General features: G+C 37.5%; 16 protein-coding genes. 7 read left to right on the forward strand and 9 right to left on the reverse strand.

Annotated features, from left to right (window positions below):
- Positions 1-24: 24 nt before the first annotated feature.
- Entirely contained in the window at positions 25-2,283 is a 2,259-nt protein-coding gene (locus NXV01_RS20715; RefSeq protein ID WP_309569309.1) for a hypothetical protein, read from the reverse strand.
- A 95-nt stretch (positions 2,284-2,378) separates the two neighbouring features.
- Positions 2,379-2,738 carry a hypothetical protein gene (locus NXV01_RS20720; RefSeq protein ID WP_259023154.1) on the reverse strand — a complete coding sequence of 120 codons (360 nt, stop codon included), beginning with the start codon at positions 2,736-2,738 and terminating at the stop codon, positions 2,379-2,381.
- A gap of 152 nt (positions 2,739-2,890) precedes the next feature.
- On the opposite strand from NXV01_RS20720, the gene NXV01_RS20725 reads away from it, so the two are divergent.
- From NXV01_RS20725 to tnpC, 7 genes are all read left to right on the forward strand, one after another.
- A complete protein-coding gene (locus tag NXV01_RS20725; protein ID WP_259023155.1) occupies positions 2,891-5,161 on the forward strand; it encodes a DUF3987 domain-containing protein in 2,271 nt (756 codons plus the stop codon).
- Positions 5,162-5,409: 248 nt separating this feature from the next.
- Positions 5,410-5,898, forward strand: coding sequence for an HU family DNA-binding protein (locus NXV01_RS20730; RefSeq protein WP_148367888.1), 489 nt, complete (start codon positions 5,410-5,412; stop codon positions 5,896-5,898).
- Between the two features lie 70 nt (positions 5,899-5,968).
- Positions 5,969-6,067, forward strand: a complete 99-nt coding sequence (locus NXV01_RS20735) for a smalltalk protein (protein ID WP_004303901.1) — start codon at positions 5,969-5,971, stop codon at positions 6,065-6,067.
- 16 nt (positions 6,068-6,083) lie between these two features.
- Positions 6,084-6,512 (forward strand): N-acetylmuramoyl-L-alanine amidase, encoded by a 429-nt coding sequence (locus NXV01_RS20740; RefSeq protein ID WP_259023156.1) that lies wholly within the window; start codon positions 6,084-6,086, stop codon positions 6,510-6,512.
- Between the two features lie 89 nt (positions 6,513-6,601).
- Positions 6,602-6,934, forward strand: coding sequence for an IS66 family insertion sequence element accessory protein TnpA (gene tnpA / locus NXV01_RS20745; protein ID WP_217723764.1), 333 nt, complete (start codon positions 6,602-6,604; stop codon positions 6,932-6,934).
- Positions 6,918-7,286, forward strand: coding sequence for an IS66 family insertion sequence element accessory protein TnpB (gene tnpB, locus NXV01_RS20750; protein WP_195650752.1), 369 nt, complete (start codon positions 6,918-6,920; stop codon positions 7,284-7,286). Before tnpA ends, tnpB begins: the two co-directional genes overlap by 17 nt.
- Before the next feature lie 73 nt (positions 7,287-7,359).
- Positions 7,360-8,949 (forward strand): IS66 family transposase, encoded by a 1,590-nt coding sequence (gene tnpC, locus NXV01_RS20755; protein ID WP_259022514.1) that lies wholly within the window; start codon positions 7,360-7,362, stop codon positions 8,947-8,949.
- A gap of 169 nt (positions 8,950-9,118) precedes the next feature.
- On the opposite strand, the gene NXV01_RS20760 is transcribed toward tnpC, so the two are convergent.
- The 7 genes from NXV01_RS20760 to NXV01_RS20790 form a co-directional block, all read right to left on the reverse strand.
- Positions 9,119-9,352 carry a DUF4248 domain-containing protein gene (locus NXV01_RS20760; RefSeq protein WP_004296628.1) on the reverse strand — a complete coding sequence of 78 codons (234 nt, stop codon included), beginning with the start codon at positions 9,350-9,352 and terminating at the stop codon, positions 9,119-9,121.
- A gap of 565 nt (positions 9,353-9,917) precedes the next feature.
- Entirely contained in the window at positions 9,918-10,892 is a 975-nt protein-coding gene (locus tag NXV01_RS20765) for a glycosyltransferase (RefSeq protein WP_259023157.1), read from the reverse strand.
- Between the two features lie 279 nt (positions 10,893-11,171).
- Positions 11,172-12,377 (reverse strand): glycosyltransferase family 4 protein, encoded by a 1,206-nt coding sequence (locus tag NXV01_RS20770; protein WP_122138793.1) that lies wholly within the window; start codon positions 12,375-12,377, stop codon positions 11,172-11,174.
- Positions 12,374-13,114, reverse strand: coding sequence for a glycosyltransferase family 2 protein (locus NXV01_RS20775; protein ID WP_122138792.1), 741 nt, complete (start codon positions 13,112-13,114; stop codon positions 12,374-12,376). The genes NXV01_RS20770 and NXV01_RS20775 overlap by 4 nt, the downstream gene beginning before the upstream one ends.
- On the reverse strand, positions 13,111-14,355 hold the full coding sequence (locus NXV01_RS20780) for a hypothetical protein (RefSeq protein WP_122138791.1): 1,245 nt from the start codon (positions 14,353-14,355) through the stop codon (positions 13,111-13,113). The genes NXV01_RS20775 and NXV01_RS20780 overlap by 4 nt, the downstream gene beginning before the upstream one ends.
- A 373-nt stretch (positions 14,356-14,728) precedes the next feature.
- On the reverse strand, positions 14,729-15,208 hold the full coding sequence (locus NXV01_RS20785) for a hypothetical protein (protein ID WP_259023158.1): 480 nt from the start codon (positions 15,206-15,208) through the stop codon (positions 14,729-14,731).
- Positions 15,183-16,145, reverse strand: a complete 963-nt coding sequence (locus NXV01_RS20790) for a glycosyltransferase family 2 protein (protein WP_122138789.1) — start codon at positions 16,143-16,145, stop codon at positions 15,183-15,185. The genes NXV01_RS20785 and NXV01_RS20790 overlap by 26 nt, the downstream gene beginning before the upstream one ends.

Consider the following 16,145-nt stretch of genomic DNA (forward strand, 5'->3'; position numbering starts at 1 on the left):
ATTTATATATTAGCAGAACAATTTTCAGTTCTTTTTCAATCTAAAACTTAACTCAACCACACACTGATCATAAGGGATGGTTTCCGGATATTTACTTCTTAAAACATCATTATCGACGATGCATTTATGCATCTTCTGCTGAAAATCTTTATCTCCGTCACACGTTACAAATCCTTGCAGTTCCATACATGCATTCCAACGCAAATGTTCGCACTTACTCAAATTATCAAATAATGTACTGGAAACAACATCACAAACCTTAGAATAGTTCAATGTATGGGCTTCACGCTGCGTCAGTTCAACCATTTCTTTCAACCTTTCCTTATTATCTTTGCCATCCTCTCCCATGGCCCCGGCTAAAAACTTTTTGGTATCGATATGCCATACGTTAGCCCTATCCTGCTCTTCCTGATAAGCCAATTTAATTTGTGCATCCAAGCTATGCTTGTCCCGCAATGCCTCTCTACGCGCATTCCATTCTTCTTCCGCTGTTTGCTTCAGGCTTTCCTTCGCTTTCTTCTTCTCTTCAATTTCCTTCTCATTCGTTCCAAGCATTGCGTCAATCATAATTTTCTGATATGCATAATAAAATTCCTTTGCCAATACTTCAAGCACATCTGTCGATACCACATCGTATGAGAATATTTCTTCCTGCGCTCCAAAAGTTATGATTACATCCCGGGTATTGCCATAAATATTAAAATACTCTTTTATTTGCTTCAGCTGAATGGTGTTGCAACTTCCATTGACGCGCAGATAAATCCTAAAGTCATTGAAACAATCCTTCCTATATCGATAGGCATATTCGTAGAGATCAATCGCCAATGCCATCCCTTCATTATCATTTCCTATAGCAATTACAACATAGTTTAGATCATGAATGATTTCAGAGAGTTTTTCCCAGAAACGTTCGGAATGGATAGACATTTCTTCACACCATTCCAACTCATTTTTCCTCTCCTTCAAGGCAGGTGCTTTCATTAAAAAATCACCTTTCAATTCATCCATATGTTCATCAACCACATATATTTTTCGAGGATTCCTATTGCCATTTGCATCGATCAATGCCCCAAACTCATATAGAAAACGAAATGCGTCACGCCCGGTTTCTCCAAAACCAATAATCATCGACGTAAAAGGTTTCTTTACACAAGCCTTCGAAGTATCGACATCTGCAAAATTCACGGGATGATTCCTTACATTCTTTTTTAATTGCAATACAGCAAGATTAGACGAGTCGATGATATGAATCTGATGTTTCAACCCATCACATATTTCCAACTTCTGGTTCTGGTTGTTCTTACGCGCATGGCAATAAATCTGAACCTGATTATGGACTCTGTCTTCTTTACATTTCGCTATTTCCTTAAAAACAGACACCGCCTCCAGATTCAGCTCTTCATTGGGAGATAAAAAATAGAAAGTTGCCTGCGGGTACTTTTTGATTAGGTTTCCCAATCTCCTCAATCCGAGATATTTGTATAAATCAAATTCCGATTTGACTTTATCTATAACCCGGCCTGTAATTCCAAATTTAGAGTTAACCAGTATGCCGTCAAGCTCTTCTATCTTTTCTATGAATTTTTCAGTTCCGTCATGAGACGAATTAAAGAAATGACTGAATGTGAACCGGCCATGAGAACTGCTTTCATTAGCAGAAAGCAACCTCACAAAAATGAACTTGCAATTCTCCCATCCTTCTTCATTCTTCCCCTTTGGCTCTGCCGCTTTTTTTCTTATACTGTCAGCCAGCAATATCGCATTATCATTGACACCCCAGAAAATAAACAGCCGGCATTTCTTCTTACTTGGAAGATTCGCCACACATAACCGCACCCATGAGATGAATCTGAATCCTAACAGTTTGATGATAAAAACCGCACTCACTATAACGGCCAGGAAATGTATCACAGAAAATATCGTCATGTAGAAAGGATCATGATGCAGTTCTTTAGGAACCTCCAAAAGATCGGAATGCGAAGCGAACATTTCCATAGAAGACAGAGCAGACCTAAATGCCAATGCTATCGAATTACTGTCACTCCCTCCCTCATTGAAAGCGTACCAATATATCAGGAAACCTGCAATAAATACTGTACCTGCAATCCATTTCAGGTTATCTACCAAGAATTTCCGTTTCTTAAAAAGCAGGTATACTAAACCTATCCCGATAATGATTAACAAAAGGGTAGAATACCCCCATTGATTTAAAAAACAAGGGTCTGTCGCGTGCTGTGCATTGCATTCACCAGTTTGAGAGATTATTGTGCTTAACATATACATATTCGATAGATTGATTATTTATTCTACAAATTTATACAAAATATTGAATAACAAATAGGTTAGTGACAAAAAACTCCGGCTTGTCAACTTCCACATCACAATTTCACTCCATCCCAATGCATCACTACCACCCACTCTGTCGGCTGACAAGTTCCGCAAGAACGGTGCGGAACCGTAGCGACCACCAAGTCACAATGGGAAGACAATACGATTCTTAACTCCTTCAGCAACATATCCATTTGAATGATTAAATGAAGATATTTCGTCATACACCCGATTACCCGTACATACTGATAAATGCACATATCCTCTCCCCGCCTTATCTCCCCTAATGTTTTAGGAGAGATAGCTAATTCGCTTATGAAAAAATTGTTACTAAAAATACGATCCGTATCCATTAAAGCCAATACCAAATTGCTTAAGAACTCATAAGGTTCCTGTTTTTCTTTTGCCATGTCACTCGATGATTAATAAATTATAATATTTCATTTTTTATTTGCTTTATCAAGTACTATCCACATAGGGAAGCAACCCTATTTTTAATATCCCGACCTTTGTTCCCGTTATCTGATAATCAGGTAGCGCAATCCTACAAAAACAATTTTATATGAAAGTCTTAGAAGAAATCAAAGTCTCAGTTTACAAAAACGTGTATTCAAAAAAGCCCCAAGTCATGTCTTTCCTTGAGGTCATCATCATGTGTATTCATCCTGTTTATGCAACGATCATCAACTCTATCCGCCGATATCATGCGGAAGGAGACCATGCCGCCGCACAGAAATTGAAGAGTCAACTCCCCTGCTTCACTCCGGCGGGCACATTTGACGGAGCGCATGCCATCAAACATTTTCTGCTCCCCAGCCATATTGTCGGGCTTGATTACGACCATGTAGCCAATCGTCTGGAAGTTATTCAACGATGCGCGGCAGATCCTCATACGGTGGCAGCAATAGAAAGTCCGACCGACGGTGTGAAAGTCTTCGCCTATGTGGAAGGTATCGAAGGCCGCCATCGTGAGGGGCAACAACTGGTGAGCCGTTATTACAACCAGTTGCTCGGATTGGAAAGCGATCCGGCGTGTAAAGATGAAAGCCGCCTCTGTTATTTCAGCTATTCCCCCAACGGTTATATTGCCAGTCTTTATCAGGCATTTGTTCTGGAACCGCCTGTGAAAGAAGAACCGGAAAATGTATCTGAAGAAGAAATCTCCCAATTTATTTCGTCCTATATTTTCTTTCATCCGCTAACAGCCGGTCAACGCCATTCCAACGTCTTCAAACTTGCCTGTGAAGCCTGCCGCCGGCACTATCCCCAAGAAAGCATATTACGCGAACTTACCGCATTTTTCGAACACACGGATTTTCGTCCCGAAGAGCTAACGAGTGTTTTATTGTCTGGATACAAACAAGTTAATGAACATACACCCACTTCCACCCCAGCCAACGGGCCTTCCTTTCAAAAGGACATAAGGACAAAAAGACCTTATGGTACTACAGAAAATTCCGATGCCGACGACGAAGCCTATTGGTTGGGAGAGGAATTCCGGAAAGGAACTCCTTTATTTCCCCGAAGTTTGTACAATAATCTTCCCGATTTACTGAATGACTGTATCATTGAAGACGGAAGCGAACGCGAACAAGATGTCGCTCTCCTTTCCGATCTCACAGCCTTGAGCGCAGCACTTCCGCAGACTTTCGGAATTTATAATCATAAGAAATACTCCACGCATATATTCAGTGTCATACTTTCGCCTGCCGCCAGTGGTAAAAGCATCGCCCAAACCGGTCGATACCTGTTGGAAGAAATACATTCAGAAATTCTTGCCACCAGTGAATCCATGATGAAAAACTACCAGACTGTACATAATAACTGGCAATCAGAATGTCAAAAACAGAAAAAGAAAGGAGATGCATGCTCCGAAGAACCGCAAAGACCTCCTTTCAAGATGTTATTCATTCCTGCCACCACCAGTTATACCCGCATGCAAATGCAGATGCAGGACAACGGTCCACAGGGAAGCATCATTTTCGACACGGAAGCACAAACGCTATCCACAGCCAATCATCTGGATTGTGGCAATTTCGACGATATGCTCCGCAAGGCTTTTGAGCACGAAAATATAGAGTCTTCCTACAAAGCCAACGGCCTCATTCCGATCTATATACGCCATCCCAAATTGGCTTTGCTGCTGACGGGTACTCCCGGACAAATAGACGGCCTATTGAGCAGCTACGAAAACGGATTGCCCAGCCGCACCCTGATTTACACTTTCCGAGAGGCTCCACACTGGAAAGAGATGGGCGATGACTGCATCTCGCTGGAAGATTCTTTCAAACCGATCGCGCATCGTGTTTCTGAATTATATAACTTCTGTCTGGCTCATCCGGTTCTTTTTCATTTCAACCGCCTGCAATGGAACCGTCTGAATGAGATTTTCTCACGTATGCTGTCCGAGGTGGCATTGGAAGGCAACGATGACCTCCAAGCCGTAGTGAAACGCTATGCTTTTCTGGTGATGCGCATCAGCATGATCCAGACCCGTATCCGGCAATTTGAGGCATCCGATCTTTCTTCCGAGATTTATTGCACGGATGCTGATTTTGAGCGTTCTCTTCAAATCGTTCTATGTTGTTACGAGCATAGCCGGTTGTTGCACTCATCCATGCCGTCTCCTTCGGTCCGTCCACTGAAGAATCCGGACACTATTCGCAATTTCGTTCAAGAGTTGCCCGACAGTTTCACGACAGATGAAGCGATTCAGATTGGCGCAAAATATGATTTCAACCATCGCAAGGTAACACGTCTGCTAAAATCGCTTAATGGAGTAAAGATCAATAAGATATCCCATGGTTCTTACACCAAGATGAATGAGCAATAGTCACATCTGTCCTTTTTGTCCTTTTGTCTTTTTGAAGAGTCCGGAAAAACATCGGGAGATTTGAAAAAAACATCGCAATGATTGAAATCAAACATTGGGAAGTTTCGATACAAATCTCCCGGTGTTTTTTCTTTTTATCTGTGCGCCTGTGTGCGTCACTATGCGTCATGCCGCTTTCCCGATGTAGTACTTTTGTCATGTAATCGATTACAAGGCAATTAAAAATTAATGATTTAAAATTAAAAGTTATGGCACAGAATTACACTCTCATGGCTCGTAAGAACCTGTTGAAACCTAATGAAACTCCGAAGTACTATGCAGTGGCGCGTAGCGGTCGTAAAGTGACGGTCAAAGAAGTTTGTAAACGTATCACTGAACGTTCTTCTTATTCCAAAGGTGAACTGGAAGGTTGTATCGGTGAGTTTTTGCTCGAAATCGTCAATGTACTGGAGGAAGGAAATATCGTCCAGATGGGGGATTTGGGTAATTTCCGTATGAGTATCAAGACCGGTACTCCTACCGATACGGCAAAGGAATTCAAGGCATCGTGCATCAATAAGGGCAAAGTGCTTTTCTATCCGGGTAGTGATCTCCGCAAGTTGTGTAAGACGTTGGATTATACATTATATAAGAGTGATTCTTCCACTGATTCGGATAAAGATCCGCTTCCTGATGATGGCGGTGATGATAATCAGGGAGGTTCCGGCAGCGGGGAAGCTCCGGATCCGGCAGCTTAATCCGTCAGTTACGGGTTGGTTATTGAGTTTATGATGTATCAGTAGTATTTATTCTTTAATTCAAATTTATATGAAAAAGCAACTTTGGAAAAACATTCTCCAGTTTATCGTGACTATCGCGACTTCAATCATTTCAGCTATCGGTGTAACGTCCTGCGTGGGGCATTAATCTCCTGCTGACCGATATGGAATATTCAGAAGAAAGCTATCTCCCACGTGAGATTAAGTTGTTGGTGATTCATTGCAGCGCAACGCGCTGCAATGTTTCCTTCACCGTAGAACAGCTTCGACAATGTCACCTGCAACGAGGTTTCAAAGATATAGGGTATCATTTTTACATCACCCGTAACGGGGAACTTCATCATTGTCGCCCGGTATCGGAGCCCGGTGCGCATGTGCGAGGTTTCAACCGGCATAGTATTGGAATTTGCTATGAAGGTGGTTTGGATGAAGAAGGTCGTCCGGCGGATACGAGAACACAGGCGCAGCGCTTCGCGCTACTTGACTTGTTGACGATTCTCAAACATCAGTATCCGGATGCGCAAATCCTGGGACATTATCAGCTTAGTGCTTCGATTCATAAGGCTTGTCCTTGTTTTGACAGTCAAAAGTAAGCATCCGATAAAGTACCCGTTTTCTCTGTCATATTTTCATAGCACCTTTGCCTGTGCAATATTGCATGAACTTCTAACATATTTTCATTATGACAAAAGAACAATTTACCTCTTTACAGGAACTGCATCGTTTAAGCGGTCTGAGTCTTCTGAAATTTCTGCAACGTGAACATGTCAGTTACTCCACGTACAATTATTGGAAACGTAAATCTTCCAGTGTTCCTGATCACGAGACATCTGCTCCCCAATCAGTCTTAGCCCCCATCAGCCTGACGTCCCCCTGTATTGCTTCCTCCTCTTCTGTTTCCGGAATGACCCTGTTGTTTCCTAATGGCGTCCGTGCCCATTTGGGTGCCGGTATGGAAGAGGCCGCTTCCCGTTTGATTAACCAATACGCCTGTTGCCATGTTCTGCCTGAATGATACGATGCGGTATTTTCTCTGCCCCGGCAGGACTGATATGCGCAAGGGTATCAGTTCTCTCTGCGGTGTGGTACACGAGCGTATGGGCTGCAGTGTCAGGAACGGTGATGTATTCATCTTCATTGGCAGCAGCCGTAAATTGATGAAGCTTCTCCATGCCGAGGATGGCGGTCTGGTGATGTATGTCAAGCGCCTTGAAGCCGGTCATTTCAAGATTCCCGAATATGACGAGAAATCGTGCAGCTATCCGATGGAATGGCGCGATCTTGTCATTATGGTGGAAGGAATCCGTGAATCTCCCGGGCAGCGTTTGAGACGTCTGAGGGCGGAACGAAATGTATATACTGTATAAAAATAGATGTCGTATTCCTTGTCTGTCCGGGATATATTTTGTACATTTATAGTGTAATTAAAAGAAACGGATTATGACTCAGGAAGAGATGCTTTCACAGATGAACTCAATGCTGCAGTCCCTGCAGCAGGTGAACGCATCCCAGGCTGAGACCATTATCAGGCTTACCCGGCAGAATGAATCCTTACAGAACCGTCTCAATGAGCTGACGGCTCAAGTCGCATGGCTGAACCGCCAGCTTTTCGGTCACAAGTCAGAGAAACTCCCGTCTCTTGATTCCAACCAGCCTGACCTGTTCGGTGACTTTCTTCCTGATAACGCGGCTGAACTGGAAAAAGCGCGTGAAGTAGCGGTGCAGACAATCACAAAAGAAACGGTGGAGAGCAAGAAACGGGAACGGAATAACCGCAGGATAATGGAAGGTCTTCCCGTACTTGAAAGGGTAATCATCGAGCCGGAAGACATTGACCTGGAACTGTACAGGAAGATTGGTGAGGAAGTGACCCGTGTGGTGGAACATAAGCCCGGACAACTTTATATAAAGGAGATTGTACGGCCCAAATATGCCCTTAAAGACAACACTTCACTTCCACCGGTCGGCAGAAAAGGAGTGGAGATAGCCGCCATGCCGCTGTTGCCTATATACAAAGGAATAGCGGGACCTACACTTTTGGCGGAGATACTCCTGCAGAAATATGAGTATCATCTTCCCTTCTACCGCCAGGTGAAACAGTTGCATCACCTGGGCTTCAAAGCTAGTGAAAGTACCATAGACGGATGGTTCAAGCCTGCGGTTGAACTTCTCAAGCCACTTTACGAGGTACTCAGGCAGGAAATCATGAAATCCGACTACATACAGGGGGATGAAACGACCGTACCTGTACTGGACAAGGCAGGACATCAGACCAACAAGGAATACTTGTGGATGGTCAGGGCGGTAGTCGAACGACTGGTGCTTTTCCATTATGACAAAGGATCACGGTCAGGTACGGTGATAGGGCAACTGGCTAAAGACTTCAAGGGTTATTTCCAATGTGACGGCTTTGAGGGTTACGAATCGGCTTTCAAGGTCAACCCGAATGTGCGCCTTGTTAACTGCATGGCTCATATACGCAGGTATTTTGAGCAGGCACTTGCTGAAAACAGGCAGATGGCGGAACATGCCTTAAAAGAAATACAGCTTCTATATCGCATAGAACATGACTGTGACCAGAAGCAGCTTACAGAAAATGAACGAATGGGAAAACGTCAGGAACTTGCCGGACCTATTATGGATGCCTTGAAGCTATGGATGGAAACAGAAGGGATAAAATACAGCCCAAACAGCCTGACCGGAAAGGCGATAACCTATGCCTATACCCGCTGGGAGAATATGATGAGGTATCTGCAGGATGGACGTATCCATATTGATAACAATCTGGCGGAAAATGCCATCCGACCAATCACATTGGGTAGAAAGAACTACTTGTTCTGTGGAGACCATCAGGCGGCCGTCAGCATGAGTGTCGTCTGTTCGTTACTGGCTACGTGCAAAGCGCATAAAGTAAATCCGCGCACTTATCTGAATGACGTTATAGCAAGAATACCATATATGCAGAAGGCAAATTATGAGGAACTGTTACAAATGTTGCCACACAAATGGAAGGAAAAGAATAAAGAATGATGGAGATACAACGATAGATGGCTGCTTACCAGGAAAGGAGATACAGCCATTTTTTTATAGTGTACTTTATCGGATGCTTACAGTCAAAAGGAGTATATGGATATATAAAAAGAACTACGGGAGCTGGCGAAAGTGCAGTCTCCCGTAATTCTTTTTATGTTTATATCATTTACAGTTCCCCCGGCTTTCCCAAGTAATAGGTAATAAGCCGCACTTCTCTCACAGAAAATGCCTTTGTCTTCGGATGAAAGTCAGTAGATAGTATCTCATTCATCAGCGGCTTGCATCTCCGCATCCACCTCCGGAGCTTATTGACTGAAGCACGAATCGTCAAATCAGGAAAATACATCTGGGCCAACTCTTGTTTATTATAACATTTCACTACAAAGTCTGAATGTTCCATTGTTTCTTTATTACTGTTTTATATGCTATAAAGTTACAAAAATTTCAACATATAAACAAAGAAAACTGATATTATTATCCAGTATAATGAGAGTAAAAAAATATCAACGATCTTCACAGACAGTTGATATAGTGGGAAATTCACATCGGCTTTAACCTCCGATGTCAGGGCGTAGATCAGAAATGTACCGTCGTACGATTTCCAATCCACAATGTAGGAGAATCATGCCTTTACAGCATGAAGCTAGGGACCTACATTTTTTTCATCTCACATACGAAACACTCACGTGTTTATTACATCTCAACATTTTATTTTATACCATTTCTTATAATATTCACAACATAATTATCGAAGATTATATAAATGATCAATCACTATAATAGTCTTCACTATCTTTTCCAACCACAAAACAAAACCTTTTAAACAATGCGTAGATTTTAGATTTCATATAAAGTTTCCCTAATACCTCCCAAATAACAAAAGCTTATCTATCCTATTTATCCCATAAATCTAATCTGCTTCATATATCTTTTGCAATTCCAACACTTGATTCTTTATTTGAAATTTAGACAAATACAAATCTCTTGATTTTTCCCCAAAAAAGACTCCTACGCTCTTCATTCACGATCAATTCTTTTATCTTTTCTGCAAAAATATTTTTATCAAATGGTAATAAAAAACCATTAACATTATGACAAACGCAATCCCTATTACCTACAACATCTGATGCAATCACAGCCTTTCCCAATGACATCGCTTCAATAATAGAAAGCGGAAGTCCCTCATATAATGAAACAGAAAGATAAAACAAAGATTTTCTAACATACTCCAAACACATCTTATGAGATAACCAAGGTAACAATACAATATTTTTATCTAAATTCCATTCTTCTATTTTCCGTTTTAATTCTGCAAGATCTGGAGAGTGGTATCCTACTCCAAGCCAATAAAATTTTAAGTCAGCATCACTCATTATCACTTCTCTTATCACATCTAATAAAAAAAAGGGATTCTTTTGATAACAAGGACGACCTATATAACAAATAAAACGCTCGTCTTTTATTTTCACATCACTATGCCAGTTAGAAGCATCAGGTACCGCATTTCTCCAAACCAAAGCTTTACTTTCTTTGTAATGGACTATTTCTATACCCATTTTGCGTTCACTTTCCGAACAAGCCAATAAATATGAGTTAAATCGAGAAAGCCGTTCAAGTATCAAATAAAACTGTTTTTTTAAAGGTGAGGGTGAGCATAAAAAAGAAAATGCATGAGGGGTATATACAGTTTTAGTTCTAGTAACAAATCCCGCTAACCGACCTATAAAACCTCCTTTAGCACTATGACAATGAATTACATCAGGTTTGTCATTACGAATAATCTTAATGATCTTGATTAAACATATTAAATCATTCCATAAACTTAATGGACGATAAAGATTAACAGAATATTCCTTCAGCAATTCATCTCCTCTCCTTATCGGTTCATTATTATCACATTTTCCATGTACAATAATAAACTTCAAGGAGCCTTGAGGCATATATGTTAGCGAATTCCGTATATATATGTCCAACCCACCTACTAATTGCCCTATATGCATTATTTTTTTTCATATTATTTATAAATATATTCCCAAACCTAACTCTCAATCAAAAATCACTATCTCATTTTATCATCTTTTTTATCATAAAGCAGAATAATAGCCATCTCCTTGAGATACTTAAACCCTCTCCCCCTTAGTAGAAAGTTCGCTGGGATTTAAGCACTTATCTAACTGATATTCATTCACATGGACTTAAAACATATAAGATGATATTCCCTATAATCTCATATAAATATCTATTAGTTTGGCACAGTACAATGATAAAGAATAACTCATTGGGTCAAAATGAGTTAGTATATATTTCTGTATCTCATTTAAATCCAAGCTTTCAAATAATAAAATTGTATCTTTAAGTGCATTCAAATTTCCAGATTCATATACCAAACCATCTTTATTATTAGCAATTTGTTCTGATGCTGCATGTTGTATAGGAACTATAGAAGGAATTCCATACATTTTCATTTCAGCAACAACAAGTCCAAAAGTCTCATGCCAAAGAGATGTAACAATCAAACATTTAGCTCTAAGAATATATTCTTCTTTTTCTTTTCCAACTAACCATCCAGTAAATTTAATTAAAGGAAATTTTTCTTTCAGCTCATCCATCATGCTTCCATCGCCTATAACTATACCTTTCAAACCTAGTAGAGAAATCGCTTCACAAAACAATTCCACCCCCTTATCCTTATCAAGCCTTCCTATATATATGTAACAATCATTATTGGATATATTAGCGATTACATTATTCAACTGATTTACCGGATTTTTCAGCAAAAAAAAATTTCTTTTTTTTAAATATGGATTCAACAACTTATTACTGTAGCTTGAGATAGTAATAAATGCTATATCTTCTATCCCCGATATAATTTTTTTTTGAATAATACTTCTTGTAAACCTCCAAATTTTATGAAAATAATTCCGAGAATCACAATTACAAGTTAAACACTGACAAGACATTGGAAACAATCCACACTGTTTGCTAGTCCTATAATTGAATAATCCACCATTAGGACAAATAATAAAATAGTCATGTAATGTAACAAATAGTTTACATCTTTTATATCTACGAATTGCAGCGAAAATAGAAGGGGATAATACTTTACACCAAGTATGAATATGAACAAAAACCTCATCTGATCTTAATCCAATCAATAATTCATAAAGGGAAATATATGCTTTATAATTCCAAAGTCCTTGTATTATGGCTCTAGTTCTACATTTATCCGACAATATATCTATCTGGTCTAAACAGACTATTTTTACTCCTATATTTATCAATTCTCTTTCAATTGGACCAGAACCTGCAAACAAAACCACATTCCAATCAGCTTTCTTTAAACCAATTGCAGTTTCAATTGCAACTCTATTGGCTCCACCATTTATATTGGCACCATCACAAACTATAACAACAGTTTTAGTCATATTATATGAAATTTCAACAATAAATATTTCACTGTTTTTCGGATAAGATAATACATCTGAACCAACGAAATATATTTATAACACCCATTATTTATTGATATTCTTCGTACTTCTTTATCTGTCCCATACAAACTTTTATTACTAACACCAGCTAATGAAAACACACAAACATCACAAGATATTTGTTTGAACTTATAGCCTGACAAATACGCTCTTTGGATCAAATCAAAATCTGCACATAATAAGTAATTAATATTAAAACCACCTAAAGATTTAATAACATCTCGCTTTATAATAAGAGCTTGGTGACAACAAAACATTAAATGCTTAACTATTCTATAAGATTTTGATTTCGGATGGTACTGTTTTTTTTCTAGTTGATCTATATGATTACCATATATAATGTCATAACCATTAGCTTCCTCCAACAGTTCATTCAAACCATTACTCAATAGAACATCATCAGCACCTAAATAATAAATCCATTCTCCCTTTGCCGCTTTCCATCCTTTATTATATGCGTCAAAAATCCCATTATCTTTCTCTGAAATCAATCTTATATGACTATTTTCCTGGATATATGATTCTATTATGCTTAATGTTTTATCAGTTGACATACCATCAACAACTATACATTCATAATTCTCTAAACATTGATTTAAAACACTTGTAATTGCTCTTTGAATATATTTGTCTGCATTATATGTAGCAATTATTATTGATATTTTATATTTCATATTGAATTCATAGTTTTGAGCTTTTTCTCTTTAACAAAAATGCTCCTAATCCATATTTCAAATTCATTATCTGTCATACTTCGAAAAAACGGAGAATAGCATATAGCAATCGTCATCCATAATGATGCATTATTTATGTCTACGTTATTAATATCCTCAATCCACCCAAACATCCATCTAAAGGAAACATATAAAGCTAATAATCTTACATACCAATTATTTGAATTAGTCACACCTCTATATGACGCTCTGAAATAAAGCAAACTATATAAAAAAACACCAATTAATCCAGTCCAAGTAAAAATATTAGGATGAACAAATTCATTCTGAAACCGTTCTCTCTTCTGTTTACTAGCCATCTCAAAATCAAAAAAATTCGAGTCATTTCCACGAGCTGGAGTTCTCCCCCAAAGAACATAATCATTTTTTAATGCAGAATCTATTATCTCAATATATAAAAATGTTCTTGTATCCTTAATATACTCTCCATCTACAGTCCCCTTATCATTCAAATATTCATCAACCCGAAAAACATTAAAAACACCCGACATCCCTAACAATAATAAAATAAAAGGAATAATATACATCATATGATGCAGCAACAATAAAACTCTATTAGACAAAATTTTCTTGAAGAAGCACCCTGTACAAAATAATAGTGTAACAACAGCTTTTATAGTCTGACTTCTTGCAGTAAAATCAATAAAAACCATCAACACCAACAACACTAATATTATCAATCTCCACTTAGTCGGAATCAAAGGAAGGAAACACCCAATAAAAAAAACAGGACCTAATATAAAGCTATAGACATTATTGTTATATATAAATAACGTGTATACAATAAAGCAAATAAAAATAACCTTAAACCAGAAATTTAAAATATCTCTATTTATTTGCGGATTATAGAATACCAACATAAAAGTTGGTATTAACAAAGACATTGAATACATAAAAAGAGCTTTATATTCCCAATAATTATCCGCAATACATAGTCCCCTAATACAACAAATGGCTACCCAAAAAAAATATAATTTTAAAATATAATCATTCCCAAATATATGCTTAACATTTTTTCTATATTTACATTTATAATAATAGAATAAAGTAACTAATGTTATAAAAGAAAGAAACATATAAAGAGGAACAGAAGAAAGCGTATTAACATCATCCACCGGAAAAGCCTCAATCGTAAGCAATCCTATAATAGCAGACAAAATAAAATTCCGTTTCATTCTCATACAATTAGTTTATTCATTCACACTATTTTCCTAAACATTCGAAAAAGAGCAATAATAAAAGATCTAGAGAAAAAAGTTTGAATAGTATAAAGTAGTATTGACTTGATCCTAAATACATATTGTCTATGCAAAATAAAACAAACCTTATACTCCGTTACATTCTTAAAGCCCATAGGTTTAATAAAACTTTTGTCACTAAAATACAACTCTGGCACTCTTCCAAATTGAGACGGATCCAAATGAGGAAGAATCCCCTCCTTCTTTGAAAGCAAACTTAATATTGACTGATCTTCTCTATGAGAAATAAATTCTCTACAATTTTTAGTTTCATTACAATTGCTAGGAGATATTAATTCAAAATCACAAGCATACTCTAACCATTTTGAAACAAATTCCATTGATCTCCTACTTTTACGTACACAAAAAAAGTTGCTTGAATTTGATATGAATTCCTATATATATCATTTTCACATTGCATAGCAACAAAAGTAGATTCCTTTGTAAACTGTTTTTCTAATAAAGGAATTTCTGATACCCAAATATCACCTTTCATTACAGTAAGGATATTTCGTATATCCCGTATAAATATAGAAGCTGAATCACAATAAAACAAATAATCTCCTTCATCTATTTGTTTCAATGCTTTCAATATAAAATAAGGTTTCCATAACCATAAACCGCATCCACGATCAAAAGAAAGAATTCTCTTATGATCTGTATAAAAAGTATAATCTATATCACTCGGAGAATATTCAAGAACCTTATCTACTTTTCCAAATTTATAAGCGGACCACGTATTCAAATACTGCGCTTTCCTATACTTTTCATTAGCAAAATTTACTACATATATCATAAATTCTGTTTTTTATTATAGACACAAACCTATACAGCATCGGAGATATATAGAAAAACTTACATTTTTTATCTCTATAAACACGATAATCTTTTTTATAAATACTCTTGAAAACTAACAAATATTTATTTTTCACATTTTTTGAGCCATAACAATAACATTGTAAAAACACATTTAACAAAGCAGGTATTAATAAGGATATATCAATTTTTTTTTCTATACAATATTGATATAAATGAAGATGAGCTTCCAAATCCCCAACAATGTAATTATCATCTATATTTAATCTAAATGATGAATTATTATTTCTTAAGCTATAATTATAAAGCCTCTCTGATGTGTAAACAATTTTACTACATCTGTCAAATAAACTCGGCATTATATACAAATCTTCACCAAAGCAAATAGCTTCCGGAAATTTAATATCATCAAACAAATTCCTTTTATATAATTTATTCCACGATACATTAACATCATACAAATTTGATAGTTTTGAAAAGTCAATTATTCCATTTTCAAAAATAGAAATAGCCTTATCAATCCACTTATCTTCATACCAATCGCTAACCACTTGACGACTGCAAATACACATATCACAATCATACTTCACCAAAAGTGAATACATACGTTCTAACATCACTGGCTTTATTGTATCATCAGCATCAACAAAAGCTAAATAAGCTCCTCTTGCAATAGAAATTCCAAAATTTCTAGATGAAGATACCCCTCCATTCTCCTTATACACATAGTGAACTCGTTTATCAATCTCCACAAACCGCTTAGCTATTACTGGACTTTTATCTGTAGAACCATCATCTACCAAAATAATTTCAATATTTTTATAAGTCTGCCTAAGTACCGAATCTATGCAATCATACAGATACCCTTCAGCATTATAAACAGGAATTATTACACTGATCAAACCTGATTTATCCAT

The sequence above is a fragment of the Bacteroides sp. BFG-606 genome (genome assembly GCF_024788145.1).
Classification (GTDB): Bacteria; Bacteroidota; Bacteroidia; order Bacteroidales; family Bacteroidaceae; genus Bacteroides; species Bacteroides vicugnae.

Excerpts from the sequence above, each read along its gene's own strand:
- NXV01_RS20715 (WP_309569309.1), bottom strand. The coding sequence starts at position 2,283 with ATGTATATGTTAAGCACAATAATCTCTCAAACTGGTGAATGCAATGCA.
- NXV01_RS20720 (WP_259023154.1), bottom strand. The coding sequence starts at position 2,738 with ATGGCAAAAGAAAAACAGGAACCTTATGAGTTCTTAAGCAATTTGGTA.
- NXV01_RS20725 (WP_259023155.1), top strand. The coding sequence starts at position 2,891 with ATGAAAGTCTTAGAAGAAATCAAAGTCTCAGTTTACAAAAACGTGTAT.
- NXV01_RS20730 (WP_148367888.1), top strand. The coding sequence starts at position 5,410 with ATGGCACAGAATTACACTCTCATGGCTCGTAAGAACCTGTTGAAACCT.
- NXV01_RS20735 (WP_004303901.1), top strand. The coding sequence starts at position 5,969 with ATGAAAAAGCAACTTTGGAAAAACATTCTCCAGTTTATCGTGACTATC.
- NXV01_RS20740 (WP_259023156.1), top strand. The coding sequence starts at position 6,084 with ATGGAATATTCAGAAGAAAGCTATCTCCCACGTGAGATTAAGTTGTTG.
- tnpA (WP_217723764.1), top strand. The coding sequence starts at position 6,602 with ATGACAAAAGAACAATTTACCTCTTTACAGGAACTGCATCGTTTAAGC.
- tnpB (WP_195650752.1), top strand. The coding sequence starts at position 6,918 with ATGTTCTGCCTGAATGATACGATGCGGTATTTTCTCTGCCCCGGCAGG.
- tnpC (WP_259022514.1), top strand. The coding sequence starts at position 7,360 with ATGACTCAGGAAGAGATGCTTTCACAGATGAACTCAATGCTGCAGTCC.
- NXV01_RS20760 (WP_004296628.1), bottom strand. The coding sequence starts at position 9,352 with ATGGAACATTCAGACTTTGTAGTGAAATGTTATAATAAACAAGAGTTG.
- NXV01_RS20765 (WP_259023157.1), bottom strand. The coding sequence starts at position 10,892 with ATGCCTCAAGGCTCCTTGAAGTTTATTATTGTACATGGAAAATGTGAT.
- NXV01_RS20770 (WP_122138793.1), bottom strand. The coding sequence starts at position 12,377 with ATGACTAAAACTGTTGTTATAGTTTGTGATGGTGCCAATATAAATGGT.
- NXV01_RS20775 (WP_122138792.1), bottom strand. The coding sequence starts at position 13,114 with ATGAAATATAAAATATCAATAATAATTGCTACATATAATGCAGACAAA.
- NXV01_RS20780 (WP_122138791.1), bottom strand. The coding sequence starts at position 14,355 with ATGAGAATGAAACGGAATTTTATTTTGTCTGCTATTATAGGATTGCTT.
- NXV01_RS20785 (WP_259023158.1), bottom strand. The coding sequence starts at position 15,208 with ATGATATATGTAGTAAATTTTGCTAATGAAAAGTATAGGAAAGCGCAG.
- NXV01_RS20790 (WP_122138789.1), bottom strand. The coding sequence starts at position 16,145 with ATGGATAAATCAGGTTTGATCAGTGTAATAATTCCTGTTTATAATGCT.